27 protein-coding genes are annotated in these 18,986 nt (G+C 61.2%); all 27 read right to left on the bottom strand.

Features of this window, described 5'->3' with window-relative positions; all coding sequences use genetic code 11:
* Positions 1–9: 9 nt before the first annotated feature.
* Complete coding sequence (locus tag D109_RS0129940) at positions 10–609, bottom strand: YmfQ family protein (protein ID WP_017480161.1); 600 nt, start codon at positions 607–609, stop codon at positions 10–12.
* The gene (locus D109_RS0129935) at positions 597–1,637 is read right to left on the bottom strand and encodes a baseplate J/gp47 family protein (RefSeq protein ID WP_017480160.1); all 1,041 of its coding nucleotides are present in this window, start codon (positions 1,635–1,637) and stop codon (positions 597–599) included. The genes D109_RS0129940 and D109_RS0129935 overlap by 13 nt, the downstream gene beginning before the upstream one ends.
* Positions 1,627–2,025 carry a phage GP46 family protein gene (locus tag D109_RS0129930; protein ID WP_010170074.1) on the bottom strand — a complete coding sequence of 133 codons (399 nt, stop codon included), beginning with the start codon at positions 2,023–2,025 and terminating at the stop codon, positions 1,627–1,629. Before D109_RS0129930 ends, D109_RS0129935 begins: the two co-directional genes overlap by 11 nt.
* Complete coding sequence (locus tag D109_RS0129925; protein WP_017480159.1) at positions 2,025–2,534, bottom strand: phage baseplate assembly protein V; 510 nt, start codon at positions 2,532–2,534, stop codon at positions 2,025–2,027. Before D109_RS0129925 ends, D109_RS0129930 begins: the two co-directional genes overlap by 1 nt.
* 16 nt (positions 2,535–2,550) lie before the next feature.
* A complete protein-coding gene (locus D109_RS0129920; protein WP_017480158.1) occupies positions 2,551–3,588 on the bottom strand; it encodes a phage baseplate assembly protein in 1,038 nt (345 codons plus the stop codon).
* A gap of 3 nt (positions 3,589–3,591) precedes the next feature.
* Positions 3,592–4,830, bottom strand: a complete 1,239-nt coding sequence (locus D109_RS0129915; protein ID WP_017480157.1) for a DNA circularization protein — start codon at positions 4,828–4,830, stop codon at positions 3,592–3,594.
* The gene (locus D109_RS0129910; protein WP_017480156.1) at positions 4,817–6,433 is read right to left on the bottom strand and encodes a hypothetical protein; all 1,617 of its coding nucleotides are present in this window, start codon (positions 6,431–6,433) and stop codon (positions 4,817–4,819) included. The genes D109_RS0129915 and D109_RS0129910 overlap by 14 nt, the downstream gene beginning before the upstream one ends.
* Positions 6,433–6,558, bottom strand: coding sequence for a hypothetical protein (locus D109_RS1000000135105; protein ID WP_010170085.1), 126 nt, complete (start codon positions 6,556–6,558; stop codon positions 6,433–6,435). Before D109_RS1000000135105 ends, D109_RS0129910 begins: the two co-directional genes overlap by 1 nt.
* Before the next feature lie 5 nt (positions 6,559–6,563).
* Positions 6,564–6,860 (bottom strand): phage tail assembly protein, encoded by a 297-nt coding sequence (locus D109_RS0129900; RefSeq protein WP_017480155.1) that lies wholly within the window; start codon positions 6,858–6,860, stop codon positions 6,564–6,566.
* Positions 6,857–7,204, bottom strand: coding sequence for a phage tail tube protein (locus D109_RS0129895; RefSeq protein ID WP_010170089.1), 348 nt, complete (start codon positions 7,202–7,204; stop codon positions 6,857–6,859). The genes D109_RS0129900 and D109_RS0129895 overlap by 4 nt, the downstream gene beginning before the upstream one ends.
* A gap of 64 nt (positions 7,205–7,268) precedes the next feature.
* Entirely contained in the window at positions 7,269–8,765 is a 1,497-nt protein-coding gene (locus tag D109_RS0129890; RefSeq protein WP_017480154.1) for a phage tail sheath subtilisin-like domain-containing protein, read from the bottom strand.
* A complete protein-coding gene (locus D109_RS0129885; RefSeq protein WP_017480153.1) occupies positions 8,765–8,947 on the bottom strand; it encodes a DUF2635 domain-containing protein in 183 nt (60 codons plus the stop codon). Before D109_RS0129885 ends, D109_RS0129890 begins: the two co-directional genes overlap by 1 nt.
* Complete coding sequence (locus D109_RS0129880) at positions 8,944–9,528, bottom strand: hypothetical protein (protein WP_017480152.1); 585 nt, start codon at positions 9,526–9,528, stop codon at positions 8,944–8,946. The genes D109_RS0129885 and D109_RS0129880 overlap by 4 nt, the downstream gene beginning before the upstream one ends.
* A gap of 59 nt (positions 9,529–9,587) precedes the next feature.
* Positions 9,588–10,598, bottom strand: a complete 1,011-nt coding sequence (locus D109_RS0129875) for a contractile injection system protein, VgrG/Pvc8 family (protein ID WP_017480151.1) — start codon at positions 10,596–10,598, stop codon at positions 9,588–9,590.
* Positions 10,599–10,607: 9 nt separating this feature from the next.
* Positions 10,608–10,820, bottom strand: coding sequence for a tail protein X (locus D109_RS0129870; protein WP_017480150.1), 213 nt, complete (start codon positions 10,818–10,820; stop codon positions 10,608–10,610).
* The gene (locus tag D109_RS0129865; protein ID WP_017480149.1) at positions 10,813–11,196 is read right to left on the bottom strand and encodes a phage tail protein; all 384 of its coding nucleotides are present in this window, start codon (positions 11,194–11,196) and stop codon (positions 10,813–10,815) included. Before D109_RS0129865 ends, D109_RS0129870 begins: the two co-directional genes overlap by 8 nt.
* Positions 11,196–12,623 carry a hypothetical protein gene (locus D109_RS0129860; RefSeq protein ID WP_017480148.1) on the bottom strand — a complete coding sequence of 476 codons (1,428 nt, stop codon included), beginning with the start codon at positions 12,621–12,623 and terminating at the stop codon, positions 11,196–11,198. Before D109_RS0129860 ends, D109_RS0129865 begins: the two co-directional genes overlap by 1 nt.
* Before the next feature lie 128 nt (positions 12,624–12,751).
* Positions 12,752–13,333, bottom strand: coding sequence for a phage tail assembly protein (locus tag D109_RS0129850; RefSeq protein WP_017480146.1), 582 nt, complete (start codon positions 13,331–13,333; stop codon positions 12,752–12,754).
* A gap of 51 nt (positions 13,334–13,384) precedes the next feature.
* The gene (locus D109_RS0129845) at positions 13,385–13,891 is read right to left on the bottom strand and encodes a phage major tail tube protein (protein ID WP_017480145.1); all 507 of its coding nucleotides are present in this window, start codon (positions 13,889–13,891) and stop codon (positions 13,385–13,387) included.
* Positions 13,891–15,057, bottom strand: a complete 1,167-nt coding sequence (locus tag D109_RS0129840) for a tail protein (RefSeq protein ID WP_010170109.1) — start codon at positions 15,055–15,057, stop codon at positions 13,891–13,893. Before D109_RS0129840 ends, D109_RS0129845 begins: the two co-directional genes overlap by 1 nt.
* Before the next feature lie 2 nt (positions 15,058–15,059).
* Positions 15,060–15,233 carry a hypothetical protein gene (locus D109_RS1000000134695; RefSeq protein ID WP_017480144.1) on the bottom strand — a complete coding sequence of 58 codons (174 nt, stop codon included), beginning with the start codon at positions 15,231–15,233 and terminating at the stop codon, positions 15,060–15,062.
* 85 nt (positions 15,234–15,318) lie between these two features.
* Positions 15,319–15,555 (bottom strand): tail fiber assembly protein, encoded by a 237-nt coding sequence (locus D109_RS1000000133490; RefSeq protein WP_026078306.1) that lies wholly within the window; start codon positions 15,553–15,555, stop codon positions 15,319–15,321.
* A gap of 9 nt (positions 15,556–15,564) precedes the next feature.
* A complete protein-coding gene (locus tag D109_RS0129825) occupies positions 15,565–16,317 on the bottom strand; it encodes a hypothetical protein (RefSeq protein WP_017480142.1) in 753 nt (250 codons plus the stop codon).
* Positions 16,318–16,387: 70 nt separating this feature from the next.
* Entirely contained in the window at positions 16,388–16,930 is a 543-nt protein-coding gene (locus D109_RS0129820; protein WP_017480141.1) for a hypothetical protein, read from the bottom strand.
* Positions 16,927–17,655 carry a phage tail protein I gene (locus D109_RS0129815; RefSeq protein ID WP_017480140.1) on the bottom strand — a complete coding sequence of 243 codons (729 nt, stop codon included), beginning with the start codon at positions 17,653–17,655 and terminating at the stop codon, positions 16,927–16,929. The genes D109_RS0129820 and D109_RS0129815 overlap by 4 nt, the downstream gene beginning before the upstream one ends.
* Positions 17,652–18,647 carry a baseplate J/gp47 family protein gene (locus tag D109_RS0129810; protein ID WP_017480139.1) on the bottom strand — a complete coding sequence of 332 codons (996 nt, stop codon included), beginning with the start codon at positions 18,645–18,647 and terminating at the stop codon, positions 17,652–17,654. Before D109_RS0129810 ends, D109_RS0129815 begins: the two co-directional genes overlap by 4 nt.
* On the bottom strand, positions 18,644–18,976 hold the full coding sequence (locus D109_RS0129805; protein WP_017480138.1) for a phage baseplate protein: 333 nt from the start codon (positions 18,974–18,976) through the stop codon (positions 18,644–18,646). The genes D109_RS0129810 and D109_RS0129805 overlap by 4 nt, the downstream gene beginning before the upstream one ends.
* Positions 18,977–18,986 lie beyond the last annotated feature (10 nt).

Below are 18,986 nucleotides of genomic sequence, written 5' to 3'. Positions count from 1 at the left end.
TTCTACCCTCTAGTCATAATTGATGTGCACCTGCGTATGAGCAGGTGCGCTGCGATGAATCAGGCACTCCAGGGCATTGCCCGGATTGACGCCAAACCGCTCGCCCCAATAACTCGCCCCAAACCGCCGCCCCAGGTGCTGGCGCCCGCCGGTGTTGAGCGTCCACATGAAGTGCGCCTGCCAGGTGCCAAAATGCGCAGCGCCAAACCGTGAGCGGCCCATGCGCGGGGCGCGATGTTCAGTGACACTGGCGTCGGGGTAGCCCTGGCTGCGGGCGATTTCGATGTAGTACGCGGCGCGCTGGCTGCCCACCGCCAACAGGCGTCGACGCACTGCCAGGCGACGGTCGTCGTACAGCGGGCTCAAGCCCAGGCAGGGATCGGGCAGTTGCATCACCCTTTCCCACTCCGGCACCAATTCGCTGACGGTCGCGGGGTCCATTTCGTTTTGCAGGTCGCAGGCCCGGGCGTCGATGCGTGTGAGTTCTTCGGCGATGCCTTTGAGCACCGTCTCCAACTGCGGCACGGTCTCCAGGTCCCAGGCCGGACCGCTGGGCAACAAGGCGATCAGTTGTTCCTGATACTGGCCGGCAGTTCTTACTCCAGCCATGTGATACCTCCGAACACCAGCAACTGATTCGTCTCCGCTGTAACGTCCGCCAACGGGTTTGTGAGGGTGTGATCGGTCTCGCCGGTCGCAGTGCTGATGGCTTCGGCGATATGGGTCAGCAACAAGGTGTCGCCCAAGCCGGCCTCGCGGTTGTGCAGGTCACGCAGTTGGGCCTCGACAGCCGCGCGCACGGCGCTGGTGTCGGGGGTCAGGCGCAGTTGGTAAGCCACCGGTTTCATCACGGGCGCCAACACATACACATCAGCGGTGACGGGCCGCAGCGGCTCGATATGGGCTTGAACCTGCGCCAGCTGCGCGGTATTGGGGATCGGCTGCGGGTCGTCGTCACGCATCACGAACACCCCCACCGTCCCCGGCCCCAGGTAATTGCCGCGACACCACGCGCGGGTAATGCCGGGCACTTCGAGGGACCAGGTCTCGTAATCCTGTGCTGAACCGCCCTGGGGGATAACGCGATAGGAACGAATCACCCGCGCCCGCAGCGACTCCAGGGTTTCTCGCGCCACACCGCCGGTCAGCCCCGGCGCCAGCACGGTAAAGGTCGAACCAATACCTTGCAGCGGTTGCACCGCGATCAGGCTCAGCCCGGCGTCAGCGTTGCCCAGGGCGCCGGCATCTATCGCCTGTACCGTGGCGGTGTTGAGGCCGACATGGGTGGTGCCCGCAGCGGTGACTTTGAAGCTGCGACCATCGCTGGCTTGCAGCACCGTATCCACATCCAGCACCGCGCCCGCCGCTGCGGTAAAACTCACGCTGCCACTGGCGGCCACCGCCGCCTTGCGCGCCTGGTTCAAACGCAGCGCGGCGATGCGCTCCAGGGTGGATTCATCCGCGGTATCCGGCAGGATCTGCTCAGCGATCCAATCGAGATAACCGTACAGGCCGAACGCCGCACCACTGAGTGTGCGCGCCAGGACCTGGGCATCGGACTGGCGCAGCGAATCGCTGGCCAGGTCGCTTTGGGTGCGCTTGATCAGCACCGGCAGCGAAGGGGTTTCAAACGGCATAGATCACCTGCCAACTGTTATCAGGGTTGATGTCCAGGCGCTCGCCATCGGCCAGGGTCAGCTGCGTGCGCAAGTTGAGACGCTGGGCGTCGAGGCGCTCACTGAGTACTTCGATGGCGCTGCAATGCCCGTCGTCGATCAGCCATTGCAAGGCTTCGCGGGCATAGAATTCGGCGTCCAGTTGCGTCTGGCGGGTCAGCTTGACCCGGCGCAGCAACCACAGCCTTGAGCCGATACGGTCGTCGGCCACGCTGGGGAAACTGTCGCCCCACCAGCCAAAGCGCTCGTCATCGTCAACGGCGTCATCCGGCGCAGCACGGCGCCAGGTGAACAGGCTGATCAGCACCGAACGGGTCAGGGCATTTTTCAGGTTGTCGGAGACAAACATCACTGGCCTCCCGCCGGCGCGCCGGTCTGGCCGCTGCCGGGCTGTACGCCCACATGCACGTGCCGGATCTGGCTGATGCCGCCGGCAATCTGATCGCCCTGGGAGATGATCTTGCCGCTCTGGGTCAGGGTCGGCGTATCAATGTTCACCGCCTGGCTGGCGCGGATATTCAGGGTGCCGGTTTCAATGTCGATCACCCGCCCGCGCTTGAAGTGAACCTTGTCGCCTTCGTCGGTGTAGATCGCTACTTCGCCCGGCGCCAGGGACTGCAAGCGATAGCGACGGTCAGCCACCACCAGCACGATGGCATGAGAGCGGTCCCCGCCCAGGAACGTGGCGATGCCTTCAGCACCGGCCAGCGGATTGCTGGTAAAACCGTAGGGTTCGAAGTGCTCCATGTCGTCGTTCACTTCGCCTGCGGTCAGGCGCATTTGCAGCGATTGCAGCTTGGTGGCCGAGTGGGCGAGCACGACAGTGCCGCGCGCCAGCAGGCGAGTCAGTAGGCTCATGGAAATTCCTTGATGGTTAAGCGGATGGCAACGGATTGGCATCAAAGGTGGACGGCGGCGCCACCTGTAAAGTGGTGATCGAACCTTGGTCGGAGAGCGACCAGGTGACTTTGGAGATCAACATGTCCTGATCAAATCCCAGCACCGGATCGATCACCCGCACCAACAGGTTGTGGCGCCACAAGTCGCCGTTGGACTGCCGCCAGCCTTGCACGGTGTAAGTAGTCGTCAGGGCTTTTCCGGTACGGGTAGCACGCTCCCAGTCGGCGCGTTGCTGGGCCAGCTCGGGGGTCAACTGCGTCGGCTCGCTGATCACCGTGACGCGTTTTCGCGCGGCTTTTTCATCCCGGGAAATCCCTGAAACCTCACTGACCGCCGCTGCACTTTTCTGATCATCGCCCTTGTGCTGGCCGATGACGCGGTACTCGGAAAACACCGAGCCATAGTCCATCGGTGCGTTAGCCGAAAGGATGTTCTTGCCCAGCTCCAGGCTGTCATTCGCACGCCCTGCACTACCGGGCAATGCCAGCACCAGGCGTCCGTCCGCATCGTCGGTAGAAAACACCCGATACAGCGTCAGCAAGCGGTCGATGGACTGGAATACCGTCTCCCCGGGCACGATGCTGTGGGTATGCAAGCGTGTGGTCTCGGCAATCTCGCTGTGCACCTCGATGCCATAGGTGGCCGTCAGCGCACGGACGATGCTCAGCAAGTTTTGCCCGCGCCACTGGCCGGGCTGGTTGATCGCTGCGCAGTCCACCAGGTCTTGCGTCACTGAAGCGCCCTGAATACTCAGGCTGATCTGCTGGCCGTCGTAACTGACGGGGGCCTTGAACACAAAGCCAGTGAGCACCAGATCGCAACCGATGCGCACCTGGCAACGGGCGCCGGGCTTGATCGGCGCTGTCAGGGTTTGCCCGGGCCATTGCCAGGTGACGTTGAGGGTGAAGGTGCGAAATTGACGCTCCAGGTCGGCGCTGATTTCCACGCTTTTCCAGCCGCCATAATCCAGGCCATCCACGGTCAGGGTGACGGCATTGTCCAGCTCATTCATGGGTTACTCCCTGACCACTTGCAGGTCCGCCGGTGGCAGGAAGCCCGGATGGGCCACCCGATTGCGCTGCACCACCTCGCCCACTCGCGTCGCGTCACCGAAACGTTGATACGCCAACAGCAAGGCCGGCATGCTGCGCATTGGCGTCAGGTTGACCAGCCGTACACCGGACGATGCCACCGCCGTCAGATGCGTGAACATCTGTTGGCGCAGGTCGTTCAGCGCAACGTAGTGCCCGGCGTCGGCCTTCAATGCGGCTTGCCACATGGCTTCGTTCAGAAGGTCACGCAGCACCAGCACATCGTCAGCCACCGGCACTTCGCGGCGCTGCACCGGCTGTGCCGCCTGTTGCGCCAGGGACGGCGTGGTGCTTAGGGTCACCGCCTTGGTCGCCACCGGTACGTCCGCCAGCCAATGGGCGATCTTCACCCACAACGCGTCCTGTACCAGGTTGGCAGTGGCCTGCACGGCGGCCACGCTGTCCTTACCGGTAGTCAGCTTTGGCACGTCGATATTCCGAGCCGCTTCCACCTGCTGCGAGAGGTTGGCCAGCATGCCGCGATAGCCGCTGCGGGCAAATGCCTTCAACTCCTTCACATCACCGAGCAAGCCCTTGAACTCGGCGCTCAGCTCCTTGGGCACTTCCTTGATGGCTTTGACCAAGGCATTCAGGTCGCCATACAACTGAATCAGTGGGGCAAACTGCTGCTCAATCACCTGGTAAACCTCTGCCAGGCCATTGCGCAACGCCTGGATACCCACCCTCGCCTGCTTCACCAGTGCGACGGCCTGCTCAAAACGCAGCACCGCCGACCCCAGCAAACTGTCGGCTGACACCAGCAACAGCTGGCGGGTATTGACCGCCGTAGTGGGAAACTTCAAGGGTTCGTCGGGATAGAACTTCAGGGCAAAGGTCACCAGCCCGCCGTCCTGGCGTGTTTGGGTCATCTCGCATTCGCCGACCTTGACCTGCAACCGGCCAAGCCACGGGTGCACCAGCTCGCCGGCGCCCTCCTCCAGGGCCTTGAGCAACTTGTCGCGTTGCTCGAGACAGTCCTCGCCCACTATAAATGCCGTCAGCTCATGCACTCTGGACTGTTGGCCCAGCCCTTCAAAAAATGGCAGGTCGCGCTGAGGGTATTCGTGCAACTGGCCCTTCTTGCCGACCGGGACTTTTGCCTGGTCGACCCAAAACCCGACGCCACGAAACGACGCCGGCAACAAACGATCACGCCAGCTCATTGGAGCCTCCAAGGGACAGGGAACGGTAGCCGACACGTGGGGTGACACTCAGGCCGGGCTGGTTGGTTCTGGGCTGGTAGACCCGCAGGCCGGCCGGTGCGTTGTCGAAGCTCACCCGCAAGTCGCCGTTGAGCTGCGTGCGGTTGTTGGCAGCGGTTTGTTGCAGCAGCGAACTGGAGCTGGACGCCAAGGGTGATACCAAGCCAGGCCCCTTGCGGAACCAGGAGGGATTGCGCGCGCTTTCGGCATTGCGTTCCTGTTGCTCGGTGGTCAACTCCAGCACACTGCCGGTCGCCTGGTTGATCACTTCACCCAGCCCACCGTTGAACAACTTGCGAATCGGCGCGGTGATCACCGCAAGCTTCTCCGACAGCGCCGTGAACCAACTCAGTACCGGGGCCCACATGGCTTCAAGTTGCTCCATCGGATGCCAATCGTCGAACAGGCCACTCAGAACCACAAAGGCGTCCTGGGCCTGCAACTTGAGATCACTCCAGATCGAGGCAAATGCGCCGCTGACGCTACCCCAGACGGCAGAAATCTTGTCCAGGGGCGACCAATCGAAGTAACTGCTGACGATGGTAAAAGCCGCCAGCGCGGTGAGTTTGAAGTCACTCCAGATCGCCGCAAACATCTCACTGATCACACCCCAGTTGGCAATGATTTGCCCTTGGGGTGACCAACTGAACAGGCTTTTCATGAACTCGACCACCGGCACACTCAGTGCTTTGAGCAAGTCCCAGAGGGCCGCAAAAAAGCCGCTCAACGGCGTCCAGTTGTTGACGATCAAACCCATTGGCGACCAGGAAAACAGTGTGGTGAAAAAGCCGACCAGGGGCTGCGCCATCACCTTCAGCGACGTCCACAACCCTGCAAAAAAGCCTGTGATCGGCCCCCACAAGCGCATCACCTGTTCCAGCGGACGAAACGCAAAGACCGTCTGAAAAAACTCGCCCATCGTTCCAATCGCCGCCATGACCCGCTCGCCGAGCCCGACAAAAAACGCCGAAATCGGCTTCCAGTTGGCGACGATCAATCCCGCCGCCACGGCAATGCCCACGGCCACCAACACTATCGGGTTGGCGCTGAGCACCAGTTGCATCAGCCCCAGCGCCTGGGACACGCCGGTGACAGCCGCTTGAATGGCGGTAAACGCCACTGCACCCGCTGCGAGGCCCTGCACCAGCTGCGGATTCTCGGTAAGCACTTGGGCCACCGAGGTCAGCAACGGCTCCAGCCCGACCACCACCGCCGTGACGGCGGGTAACAGCGCGGTACCGAAAGCCACTGATACCTTGTCCAACGAGGCGTTGAAATCCTTCAGGCCCTGCGCCGCCGTTTCGGTAACGCCCTGCCCCACGGCGGCATTCACTTCGCCGACCTCAGCCATGAACGCCAACGCCGATTTGATACCGCTGACAAACGGTGCCGCCAGCCCGCCGCCCTTCACCAAACCGGCGATATCCAGCTTGCCGAGGCCCGTCTGTTCCAGGTTCTGCCTGAAGCGCCCGACCGTGGCCTGAAGCGCAGCGAGCTTGGGCGACAGCTGGTCGATCCCGGTCAGGCGCACGGCGGTACTTTCTACTTTCTGAGCTTCTGCCATCACTGCACCTGCTGCATCGCATTGATCCGTTGCGCATGCTCCAGGGACTCCCGGAGCGTATCCAAAGGCCTGGCCAGCATCTGTTCGGGGTCAACCTTCCAGAACCAGGCCAGGTCGTAGGCCACCGCAATCAGCTCGGCGACGGAGCCTGCGCCGCACTCATGAAAAAACCGGCGACGGCCCAGCTCAGCGCGTTGAAGTCCACCAGGTCGAGCTGGTTGACCGACGACGGCGGAATGCCCGCGCACACCGCGATGTACTTGGCGGCCACGTCGAGGTCGAGACTCACGTCTTCGCCCTTGTCGATCTTGTACGGCAGCGCCTTGATCGCCCGTACCTCCTGCACCGTCGGGCGGCGCAGGGTGAGTTCGGTCAGTGGCTCGCCGTGGGCCTCGATGGCCACTTGCAGCTTCACCGTATCGGTCATTGCCAGGTCCCCTTGATGCCTTCGAATTTCAGCTCGATCACGGCGTCGTCGCCCTTGGCCACCGGCTCTTCCACCAGGTAGGCACCGGCCAGCACATAGACCTTGCCGTTGTTGAATTCGCAGGTGACGGTCATGTCGGTGCCGGCGATCAGTTGCTTCAATGGAAAGTCCGGCGTGTGCAGCGCGGTGACTTTGAAGGACGGGGTGATGTCGGTTTCCTTGTAGAAACCCGGCACCACGGTTTCCCGCTTGACGGCCATCAACGGTGCTTCGCAGCCGCCGTTGATGGTCAGTTGAGCGCCGTCCACTTTGACGTAGCAGGTGCCCGCAATCAGTTGACCCATGATGTTTCTCCCAAAAATAAGCCCGCACTCGGCGGGCTGGAATCAGTTGCGAAAAGCGCGGGGCTTATACCGCCGCGTCGTACTGCAAGCGGAACTGGTTGAGCAGCGCAAACACCCGCAGCCCGTTGACGTAATCCGGCGGGAACAGCACGTTGACCCGGCTCGGGTCCTGGCTGTCGCGCTCGACGATCAGGTGCTCGGCGAACAGCTCGGCGTTTTCCACATGGCCTTCCAGTTCCAGCTTGGCGTACTGGGCGATCAGCTCACCGCGGATAGTGCTCGGGGTGACGATCGGCTGGCCGGCGCCAAAACGCGTGCCGTCTGCGGCGAGTTTGTGGCGCCCGTACTTGCTGGTGATCACGCTTTGCAGACGGCGCACGATAAAGGCCGACTGGTGCAGGGTTTCGCTGTCCAGGTAGGAGTTGTCCGCCTGGCCGAAAGCGTTCTTCTGGTAGGTGGTGATCGCCCGCTGAATGCGCACGTAACCGCCTTCGTAGTAAGCGGTGGCGATGCCGTAGTTGAGCAGCGATTGGCGCTCGGTCAGGGTGAAGCGCTCGCTGGCGTCCGCCGGGTCGAGGCCTGGCAGGCTGCCGCTTTGGGTCGGACGGCTGGCATCGGCGGAGATAAATACCGCCGTGCGTGCGGCCAAGGCGGCTGCCTGGAGCCAGAACGGTTGTGGTACGCCCGGCTCCATGGCCTGGATGGTCACGTGCTGGTCGTTACGCCCTTGCCCGGCCGCCACCAGGGTGCCGATGGTGCCGCGCTTGGCGGTGTACACGTGGCCGAACAGTTGCTTGGCCCAGGACCAGCGACCGCTGTTGTCATCCATCACCGCTTGCCAGGCGTTGAGGCTGGTGGTGTCGGCCCACGGCATGCAGATGAACTCGAACGGCTCGTCACCCAGCGCAGCCAGCGCCGCGAGTTGGTCCGGTACACCGGCGCCCGCGGCCATTTTGCCGAGGACAGCGGTCAGGCCGTCAGGGAGTTGTTCACCGTTGCTCTGGCCCAGGCGGTTGAGTTGCAGGCTGATGTCGTTGCCACTGTCACCGGTCCATTTGGCGGTCAAGGTGACGGTGCCATCGGCGGCTACCGCACTGACCGGCAGGTCGGCACTGGCGTTGATTTTCAGTGCCAGGGCGGTGGCGGCAACGGCAGCGGTCGCGCCATTGATCACGGTGGCTTGAACACGGGTGCCACCGACGTACAGGTTGAGAATGCCACCTTGGATGGCGGTGCCGGTCAGCTTGAGCTCGGCCTTGGCCGCGCTGCCTTCGGTGCTGTGCAGCGGCAGGCACCAGATCTCGCCCACCGGGTCACTCTTGCGGAACGTCTCGTACATCGACGCCAGCATCGAACCCTGGCCACCGATACGCTTGGCCATGGCCGCGCTCGACACCAGCACCAGGCTGCCGATTTCCGGGCTGGTGACGTTGTCGTTGACTTGGGCCACGATCAACCGGCGCAGGGCAGACGACGCACTATTGGCTGCCGAATTGTCCATCTCGGCGTAGAACAGCGGCACACGAATGTCCGCCGGAATATGACTGAATCCAATCGCCATTATTTGGCTCCCTGTGGTTTTGCCGCCTTGACGGCTTTGGTTGTGATGTCGCCATCGGCCAGACGTCGACGCCACCAGGCGTTGTCCGGGACTTCGCGGCCTTCGGCCGGCAACAGATCGCCCGCCTCCGGGTCAGGTACGGCACGGCCGGCAACCGGCAGTACGGTGATGCGTTTGCTCATGGTTTTACCTCGGCAGAAAACGTCATTTCCAGGCGCCCGTCGGGGCCTGGGCGTTGCAGATTGGGGTCGGCCGGGTCGATGGCATCGACCCGCACCGTCACCCCGTTGAAGGACGGCAGAGCGTCCAGCTCAAGCTCGAGCCAGGTTTCCGCTGGCTGTGTGCTGAGGTTGCGTCCCAATTGGAACTCGGCGAAAAAGCGCAGCCGGTAGAGCCCGCGGGTGTTCGTCAGCAGCAGCCAGTCGCCGCCTTCGTATTGGATGGGCTCGTAGAAGCGCTCGGGCTTGAATCCCACTAGGGCGCGCCAGACTTCGGCGCGCAGGGCGTGGAGTTGGTCCATGGTTAGGGCTTGTTGGCCGTCCACCAGGTCGAGTACCAGCACCACGCCAAAATGCTCGCGGATAGTTTGCCGGGTGGTGTTTTGCGAACTGTTCGCGGTGGCTGCGTCAGTGATCGGCGTAACGACCGCAGCGGGTGCACCGGGCAGGGTTTGCAGGGCATCGAGATCGAGACCCGCGTGCACCTGTTGGTTGAAACCGGGGCAGTGATCACGCAGGTGAGTCAGTAACGGGGTGATCTTCATGGGGGTCACCGGGCAATAAAAAACCCGCTCGGGAGCGGGCTTGGTTAAAGGGGGAGCGGCTAGACCGTCAAACCACTGGCGACAATCGAACTGCGATAGCCCGTCTTCGGCACCCCGGTATGCGTCACCGTTTTGATCGACCACCGTCCTTGCATGTACGTCGGCCAAGTCTCGTCCAGCAGCAAAAGGCCTTCGGCCGCCAGCAATGGGTTACCTGGGCAATCAATGGTTAGCGTTCGTCCTTTAAGGCTGGCCCGGCCCAACTCGCGCTCCGCCACCACCCGGGCTTCATTTTCGCTCTGATAGCGCTGGCGCAGGACGGTAAACGGGGCAACCCCGACCTGGACTACCCGCAGCTTGCCTGCCGCCGCATCCCACCAACTGGTTTGGCAACCTGCGTATTTGGCGCGGGCTTTCTCCTCAAACTTGGCGCTGATAAATGCCTGGTCGCCGGGGCGGTTGTTCTGGGTCACGGAGAGTTTTACCTCCGGCAGCATCTGGCCAGAAAGCGTTTTAACCTGCCCGCTGTCAGCCAATACATACAGCTCGTTGAAGGGCTTGCTGACCCCACCGTACTTCCCGGCAAGCCGGGTGATAAAGGCCATGTCGCTTTCATTGGACTGATCGATATGGGGAATGAAAATACCCTCCAGGCTCGGTGCAACACGGGGTGAAAAGCCGTGGCGGGTCACCAGTTGGCGGAACAGCGCCCCCAGGGTCGTCGGCCCGTAACTGGCAGACCGGCGCTGCCGATAGCCGGTTTGATCCTGCACACTGAACGGAGCTGCGGTGGCTCCCACCACCAGGCGCATGGGAAACAGGAACGGCGTTAGATGGGTAACCACAAACTCGCCCTTTTCCACCAGCCCCGTCTCCAGGTAGCCCGCCCGAAAACCGATCTTCCCGCTCAGGCTCGGCAAGCCTTCCAGGCCTTCGATGTTGAGGGTGAGTTCCAACTGGTCAGATTCAATACCGGTGGTATCCGTATGGCTCCACTGCATGATTCGCTCGTTGAGCAGGGCTGCGTTGGCGCCGTAGAACTCGACGATCGGGGTAAATCCCATTGCCATGAAACCTCCTTAATCCCAGGCCGACACCGGACGCACCGCAGCCGGTCGCGACTCCACTTCGGGCACGATTACCCAAACACCCGCCGGCAAGACCGGACCTTGCTCGGCAAGGTCGGGGTTCAAGCGCCAGAGGTTTTCTTCAGCCTTGTCATCGCAGCGGCCAAGCTCGCGGTAGAGCAGCAGGTTGACCGAGTCACCGGCAATACTTCGCACTCTACGCATTGACGAACTCCTCCAGCACCAGTGTCCAGCCGATCACCAGAGCGGTGCCGTCATCGATCACACAGGACTGATCTTCCGTGACCGAGGTGATGCGCCACAGTCCCCAGTTACGACCGATACCGTCCACCAATGGCAGCGGCGCCCGACCGTTCTGCAGGGCGCGCAGCTCGTCCAGTCGTTGCATGCCCACGGCGTACGCGGCTTTACCTGTGAACGTGAGCTTTTCCAGGTTTTGCCCTTTCTGCCGCGACTGCGGCTTGCTGGCAATAATCTCCAGATTCGCCCAGCCACCGTCCGTGAGGCGGTTGAGACCGGAATAGGCAAACCCGCGCGACAACCCGAAAATAAAATCCCCCAGTACCATTTGCTGTCGCATCAGGCATATCCCCTTAAATCAGTCAGCGATGCGTTACGCCGCACGCTCAAGGCGTCGGTCAGTATCGGTAAGGTTTGGTATTGCAGCGCCTGAATCACGCCATCGATGATGGGTTGGGCGTCGGCAAGACTTACACCGGTGATCTGAATGCTTGGCGCGATGGTGATCTGCAGGTTGTCGGTGCTGGCGCTACTGAGTTCCTTGCTTACCGTGTTGGGTGATGGCAGACGATCACTTGGGCCGAACAACTTGTCACCGAGCCAGGTTCCCGCCTCGCTGCCCAGCAAACCACCGATGGCGCCGCCGACAGCAGTGCCGACACCGGGAAAAATCAGGGTGCCGATAGCGGCGCCGGCGGAGGCTCCCGCCCAGGCGCCGCCGGCAGTGCTGAGGCCGGAGGCGACCGCTTTTGCGTCGCCATTGCGCACGCCCTGCACCACATCCATGGCGGTGTCGACGTACTTCAACGGGCCGAGGCGGCGAGTGCCTACCGATTCCAGTCTGGCAAACGCTCCCGATAAACTCGCGGCCAGGCCTTTGCCTGCACCGCGCGCCACACGGCGGTTTGCCGACGGCGCCGCGTAGGAGGCAAACGAATTACCAGGTAGGTTGGTCGACGCCTGGGCGGCCTGTTTGGCAGAGAGCGGAACAAGCGGCTGGCCCATCGCATTGAGCTGGGGCGCGGCATTTGCCGAGGCGGGAAGATGAAGAGGTTTGAGATCCGCGGCTTTGCTATCGACGGTTGCCTTCGATTCACGCGGAATCGTTTGGCCGGGTGTGGGAAGCTTGACGCGCTGCTTCTTCCTATTCCCGGGGGTGCGAGCTTTGCCTTTCTTGCGGACCGTCTCTCCAACGCTTTCGGGTAGCTGTGCGGCCGCCGTTTCAAGTGGGCCGGCGGTGCCAGGGCAACATTGCTTGTCGCCGCCCTTGTCCTTGTCTTTATCAAGCCCCCCGTCCTTGAACAGTTTCCCTACTCCGGGAATCTTGCCGAACGTCACATCGACCAGATTGCCGATCACTCGGGTCTTGACCGTATCCAACAGGCTCGAACCCAAATCCTTCCCGATATCGGCCCCGGCCTTGAGCCCCTTGTCCACCCAGGAATCGGAGGCTGTTGCTGGGTCCTTTTGCTCGTTCTTCGGCGCACCAGCGGCGACATCGACCGTCTTGGTCTCCAGCGAGTGGCCGTTAATGAACAACGTGCTGTTGAGCGATTCGAGGGTCTCGCGCAGCCGCACCTGCTCCAGAGTCAGGCCGTTAATTTCGAGGCTGGCACTGGCCAGCGCCAAGCTAAGATCCATCAGTGCGGCAGGCACCGCTTCCAGGGAGGAAGGCCCGGTCAAATCCTCGGCAGCCGGTGACAAGTCCCCCGAAAGCCCTCGGTCATACGTTTGCCCGGCAAATGCCAGCGCATAGTTAATCTGCATCCCGCTCTACTCCTGTTTGACGCCAAGGCGAGTGATCGCGATGTCGTAGCGGCGCAATGCTTTTCCGACTTCCCAGTCCAGGATTTCCGCTTCGTTCACCGAGTAAACCAGCGGCACGACGTCGAGGATTACTTCGATGTCGCGCTCCGAAAGAAGGCCGCCGGTTGATTTAAAAAATCGTCGATGCGCTCCTGCAGTTCGGTCCAGTCGGGCACGGTCAGGCCCGCCAGGTCGGGGATCATCAGCCCCGAACAATGGGCAGTGATGAACTCGGCGCGCTCCTTGGCCGTGGTGAGTTTTTTCATCACTTTGGTGGCGCGCAGGGCAGGCATTTCCAGGGTCACGTCGGTCAGGGTTCGGCCCGCTGCGTTCAGCGGCAGCAGCAGCTTCACCTGTTCGGTGATGCTGGAGTCGCCAGGCTCGCGGGACTCGTCCAGGAAGAACGAGGCCGGGCGGGTCGACATGTCATGCACGTATTGCGCGATGGTCACGTAGTCCGGGCGTTTGAGCTGGTCGAGCTCTTTTTCCGACAGGCCGGTGGCGAGTTTCGCCAGTTCGAAAAACTGGTCGTCCTCATCGTCACCAGCCCGGGCCAGCGCGTCTTTTTGCGCGGCGTAGAACAACGGTTTGAGTTGAATCTGCTCGACCGTCGCGCCGGTATCGGCGGTGATCGGCGACAACAGGATGTGCATCGGAGGCATCCAGGCCATGAATCAATTCCTTGATGAAGTATGGGAGCGGGAAAACCCGCTCCCGGGGGCTTACGGCATCAGTACCGCGCGGCGGGCATCGCCGAGAATGTCGACGCCGTTGAGCACGAACTTCTGGGTGCGCACGTCGATGTCGATTACCGGGATGCCGTTTTCCAGGCGGTTGTAGGTGCGGCAGGAGAACTCCAGGGTGATGGCGGGTTTTTCGCCCATCTTCAGCGTTGTCTCGGTCAGCGTTTTCAACTTGCCGCCGATGGTGTGGTAGGTGAAGTAAGTCTTGCCGTCCTGGTCCTGACCGGCTTCGCGCACGTTCAGCAAAATGTCGTCGCCCAGGCGCACGCCCAGAGCAAGCATGATTTCCGGACCTGCGCCTTGCAGCTCCAATGTGGCGTTGAGCGCTTTGGCGCCCTTGGCCATTTCTTCGGCGATGAAGCGCCCGCCGGTCATGAGCTCCATATCGAACTCAATCTTCGGCGGTGCGAACGAGGTGACCGTCGCCGACAACGGCAGGCCTTGGAGGGTGGCCGCCATGGCCTGTCTGATTCGGTTGGTAAACATTAGAGAACGTCCTCCAGGAACTGCTCGATGATTTCATCGCGGGCGTTGAGTTGATAAATCATGTGTTCGTTCGGCGCGTAGCGGCCGTAGTCGATGACGATGAACCAGGTGCCGTTCTTGTACTTCTCGACACTGTTCAATTCCGGGTGCAGGTACACGCTGCCGCCAGGAATGGTTTCGTCGGCCACCAGGGTTTGCAGCCAGTCGTTGATGCGCTTGACCTCCTGGTCCATGAACGACTTGGTGAGGTTCTTGGCCATGGCTTTCTGGCCGGCCTTGACCAGCTTGCGGCTGATCGCATCTTCCAGACCCACGTAGCTGATGAACTTGCCGGTGATGGAGCGGTTACCCAGCAGCGAGAAACCACCGAGGATGGTGCGGGCGTAGTAGCTCACGCCGTAGCGGTTGAGCAGGTCGCCTTCGGTGGAGGTGTCCAGGATGTTGTACTCAACCACGCGGGAAACGTCTTCGGCGAAGGTCACCTGATTGCCCGGGCTTTCCCACTGCTTGACCTTGGCCAGTGCAGCGATGGCCAGGGACGACGGGGCCAGGAACACATTTTTCTTCGCGGCCTTGGAGTACACCGACGGCATGTTGTGCACCAGCAGGCAACGGTCGAAACCGAGGTCGGCACCGCCCAGTTCGCCGCTGTAGGTCACCTGGTCGGCGACGGTTGCGTCCTTGCCATCCAGCACCACACGGGCCTTGATGCGTTTGCCGAAGGAGGCGAATTCGCCGGCCACGGCTTTGGTGCCGGTGAATCCCGGGGCGCCGATGATGGTCAGGTCTTCGGGGACGCTGGCCAGGGCGGCGAGGCCCAGTTTGCGGCCGGTGACCGGCTCTTCACCGCCGATTACGTTATTGAGGGTGTCGGCCGGGGTGGTGCCCTCGTCGACGATCACCACGTAGACCGGCACCTTGACCACTTTGAGGATCTGGTACACGGCGTGGAACAGCGTGCCGGTTTCAGCGCCGGTAGGGTCCAGCAGCGCCTGGGTGGTGAAGCTGTTGATGCGGAACGGGGCATTTTTCGGGATCGACGCGTGGGCGTTGGGGGCAGTGCCCACCAGGCCGATGACGTTATCGCCCAGGCCACCCATGGCCTCGGGGGATTCGGTGGCATTCACGGTGATGCCGTTGTGCTCGAAGTTCAAAACCTCAGCCATGGTTATTCAGCCTTCTTGGGAGTGGAGTTGAGGACGCTGGTGAGTTCCAGACGGCCAGCGGTGCGCAGGGCGGATGCTTCGACGTCCAGCAGTTCCAGTTCCTGGCCGGCGGTAGACCAGTGGCCGTTGCCGGTGGGGAATGGAATGAGGACGGTGTAGGTTTGGCGGTTAAACATGAGTGGAATTCTCCGGGTGAAAAACGCAAAAAGCCCCTGCGAGAGGGGCTTTGGGCGGGCGAAAAAAAACCGCTTTCGCGGTGGGTTACTTCAGAAACTCAGGTTTAGGGGGCCATACGACGGCATCAGGATCGCTCCCTTGATCAGGAATATCTCGCAGCCCTTGGCGGTAGGCCACGAATGTCGCTTTATTTTTATCCAACATTGGATAGTCGGGCATAGCCGCATAATCACTTGCGGATAGATCCTGATCACGAGCGCTACGAATTACTTGCCACTTAATAAGAGGATGAAGTTCAGCAGGCACAAAAATTGGTTTCATGATTTCTCCTTAGCTCAAAGCCAACATAGTTCCCCAGTCGCCGGGACTGGTTACCACACCGGTGCACGCACCTGCCAACATCACTTCGACAATACCGGAAGCGGAAGTGCGCATTGGATGAAGGTGATAATAGGCGCCAAACAGTTCAGTGGGGGCGACAACCGTCGAACACCAGCGCCACTTACCCTTTTCTGCCCCTACACTCCATGCACCGGAAATTGACCCCTCCAAGACACGGACAAAAGCGCCCAATGTGATATATGAATTTAGTGGCACCGCGCCTGTGCCATTAGCAAGCGCCGTGTCAACCGTATAAGGAAAAGCGAGCCAGGGACTGACGTCTGCGGTTGCCCATTTCAACTGCCAAACGTTTACAATAGTTCGCCAATATTCACTGGCCCTGATATCAAAGCCCGGAAACTGCTCACGCACGTCTGCTTGAACTTGAAGCATGAAATCTACATCAGCCTGCGGACGGCCAGTGGCTTGAGAGACGGTGGTGATTGAACGAAGCTTATTGCACGTAACCTCCCCATGAATCCCCCAATTATCGATCAACTTTCCGTCAGCACTGGGATACAAATTGAAATTTTTAGTCACCGCAAGCCTTGGCAAGCGGCTTTTAAGATCCAGCAATTGTGCATCATAGGCGCGCCGAGCTTCTGCAATCGCTTTATCAATTTCCCCGACCTTGCCAGTAACTACGTTGGTAAGACTATTCGCTGCGTTGACGACTGCAGCAAGTTGCTGTTCTGTACTCAAAATACGATCTCCTTATCTTCTTTGATCACTTAGTAAAACCTCACTGGTCAAAACCAAATAAACCTTACATCTAAAAAGCGCTATCTTTACTCTCAAGTTGCATCACACGAAGCAAGAGCCCGACCCCCCTGGCCATATTATCGACACTGGCAGCGGCCAATGTCGCCAGCTCATCGACCAACAACACATTCAGATTTTCACTCCCCACCACAATCGTCACGCTGTCCGCCGGCAACGGCGAAATATCCAACGTGAACTTCTGCAGCACCCGAGCCGCAGCCGCTTTATACGTCAGCAACTTCCCCGCCACGGAATACACCGCCAACAAGGTTCCACTGGCGAGGTAAAAACCGAACTCGCCTATCTCATACTCAGCCTCGCCATCAAACAGCGCGGCCATCCTGAGTTGTCGGTCGCCCAAGTCCTCGTAGTCCACAATGGCGACCCGTTGGCGCTCGTCACGCAGGGCCACTTCGGTGCCGTCGGGGTTGTAGCGGCCAGTACCGGCGCCAATGTGGGTGATTTCGCCTTTCAAGCCCTGGTTCTTTGCCTGCAGCACTTCATCCAATCCCTTGGAGGTGAAGCGCACCAGGCGTGTAATTTCATCTGTCATGGCTGCGCCCTGAGGTCGTAGTCGTTAATGGTGTAGTGCCGGGCTACCCCGGCACTGTTAAGCCGGGCCGCCAGCCCGAATTCAGGCAGTACGCCGCACAGCTGCAACTCGCCATCACTGAGCGGTGTGTGCGCCACGCTGCTACAAGCAAGTACCCCGTGCAGCTTCACCTCGGGTAACGCCCCGGGCTGGCTCTCATCGCCGATGCTCAACCCTGGATCAGCGGCTGCAGCGACACGTAAACCCTGGGAGGTCTCGTGCACGATGGTGATGGTGGCCAGGTCCCGCTCGCTCTTGGCCGCGTTGATGCGGCGGATCAAACGGTTGTGATCGCCACTGGACCAACTGCGACCGATGATTGCCTGCACATCAAAGGTGTAAGGCAGACCAATTGGCCGCTGTTGGTACCAGGCGCTGATATTGGGGGTGAACCCCAGCGATTCGACCGCATAGCTCAGCGCCTTGGGCGTACCGGCCTGACGTTGGATCTGCCAGGACAAGGCCACAGTGAGGCGCTTCTCCGACTCGCTGGCAGCGGCGTCCCATTCACTGACGCCGCGATCAGCGGCCAGGTAGGGAAGGAACTCAACCGGCGTTTGCAGCGGGTTCATCAAGGCGGGAAAGGGTGGTGTGACTCGGTCGAGTAACTGTCCAAAACCCAAGTCCAGTGCCTTCTCCAACGGCGAACTGTTGGCGGGCAGCAAGCTGCCTTTTGGCTCGTTCATAGCGTGCGCACCTCCACCTCGACGCCCGTGCAATACGGGGCCTGGAATGCCGTGGTGACGATCGGCTCCAGCGGCTCAAGAATTTGCAGTTGCGCAGCGCCCGCCGAGTGGATGGCGTAGTCGATCCAGCTCGGGTCCACCCGCCCTTCCAGGCGATGGCAAGACTCTGCATAGTCTTGCAGCAGTTTCTGGGCAGCGACTTGAGTGAGCCCGGAGTCCGGGCCGGCGTTGATCTTTGCCACCACGCGGATTTTGTAACGCAGGATTTGTGCGCCCTGCACCGAGACGAGATCCGTTTCCGGTCGCACATCAGGCCGGGCGAAATGCCGGCGTACACCGTCGAGCAGATCAGCAGAAGGTGTGCCATCCCCGTCTCGGGACAGGACTGTGACCATCACTTCACCGGGCGCAGTGCGACGGCCGTTGCCATCCTTGACCCGCGCCGCGTAACCGTCGGGGTCGAAGGTATAAGTGACCGTCACCACCCCCGGCGTAGCACTTTGCACTTTCACTGATGGACGTTCACCGAGGGTGAAAACCTCCCGCCGATACTGCATCCGCGAACCCGCCGCCGGAGCGTGAGGCGCGAGGTAATAACGCAACCGGGCGTCGTCGTCGCTCTCCAACGTCGGCGGCACGGGCGGGAAAGCCGCCGGGTCACCAGGGTCGAGCACCTGACGCTCCAGGCCCATGTCGGCAAGGCGTGCGTCGAGGTTGCTGCCGGTGGCCCACCACGCCAGCATCTGCTTGATGCGGGCGTTGTATTTACGCTCGTGGGTCTGCAGGCGAACGCAGAATGCCTCCAATGCCAGCGTCAGCAGTTCGCTTTCGTTCTCCAGGCTGACCTTCAGCTTGGCCGCATTTTCCGGCGCACGAGTGGCGACGTAATCAACGACAAACGCCTTGAACTCCGCCAACAGCGGCTCGAACTCATCGACGGCAATGATCGCTGGCTCAGCCAACTGGTTCTGGCCAGGTATCAGCATGCTCATGTCACCACCTCGAAGGTTTGTTTGCGGTTTTTCCAGGTGCCGGCGAAGCGCAGCAACAGGCCGGCGCCCTGGCGGTTGGCGACGATGACTTGCGGTTCGAAGTCGGCGATGCCGTTCTGCGGGTTGTAGAACGCCCGGGCGGCATGGCTCTGGGCGAGAATCAGCAGGTCATCGCCGAGGTTTTGCCCGAGCAGTTGCGGGATCATCGAGCCGTACAGCGGACGCTTCTGGCGAGTGCCCAAGGGAGTGGTCAGCGCTCGGGTGGCGCGCTGGACGAATTGCAGCCAGTCATCGACCGCCGCCCCGGTGTTTCTATCGATTCCGATCATGGGATGTCCT

This window comes from Pseudomonas sp. PAMC 26793 (assembly GCF_000313235.1).
In the GTDB taxonomy this organism is placed as follows: Bacteria; Pseudomonadota; Gammaproteobacteria; order Pseudomonadales; family Pseudomonadaceae; genus Aquipseudomonas; species Aquipseudomonas yamanorum.
This window is presented reverse-complemented; position numbering and strand designations above follow the sequence as displayed.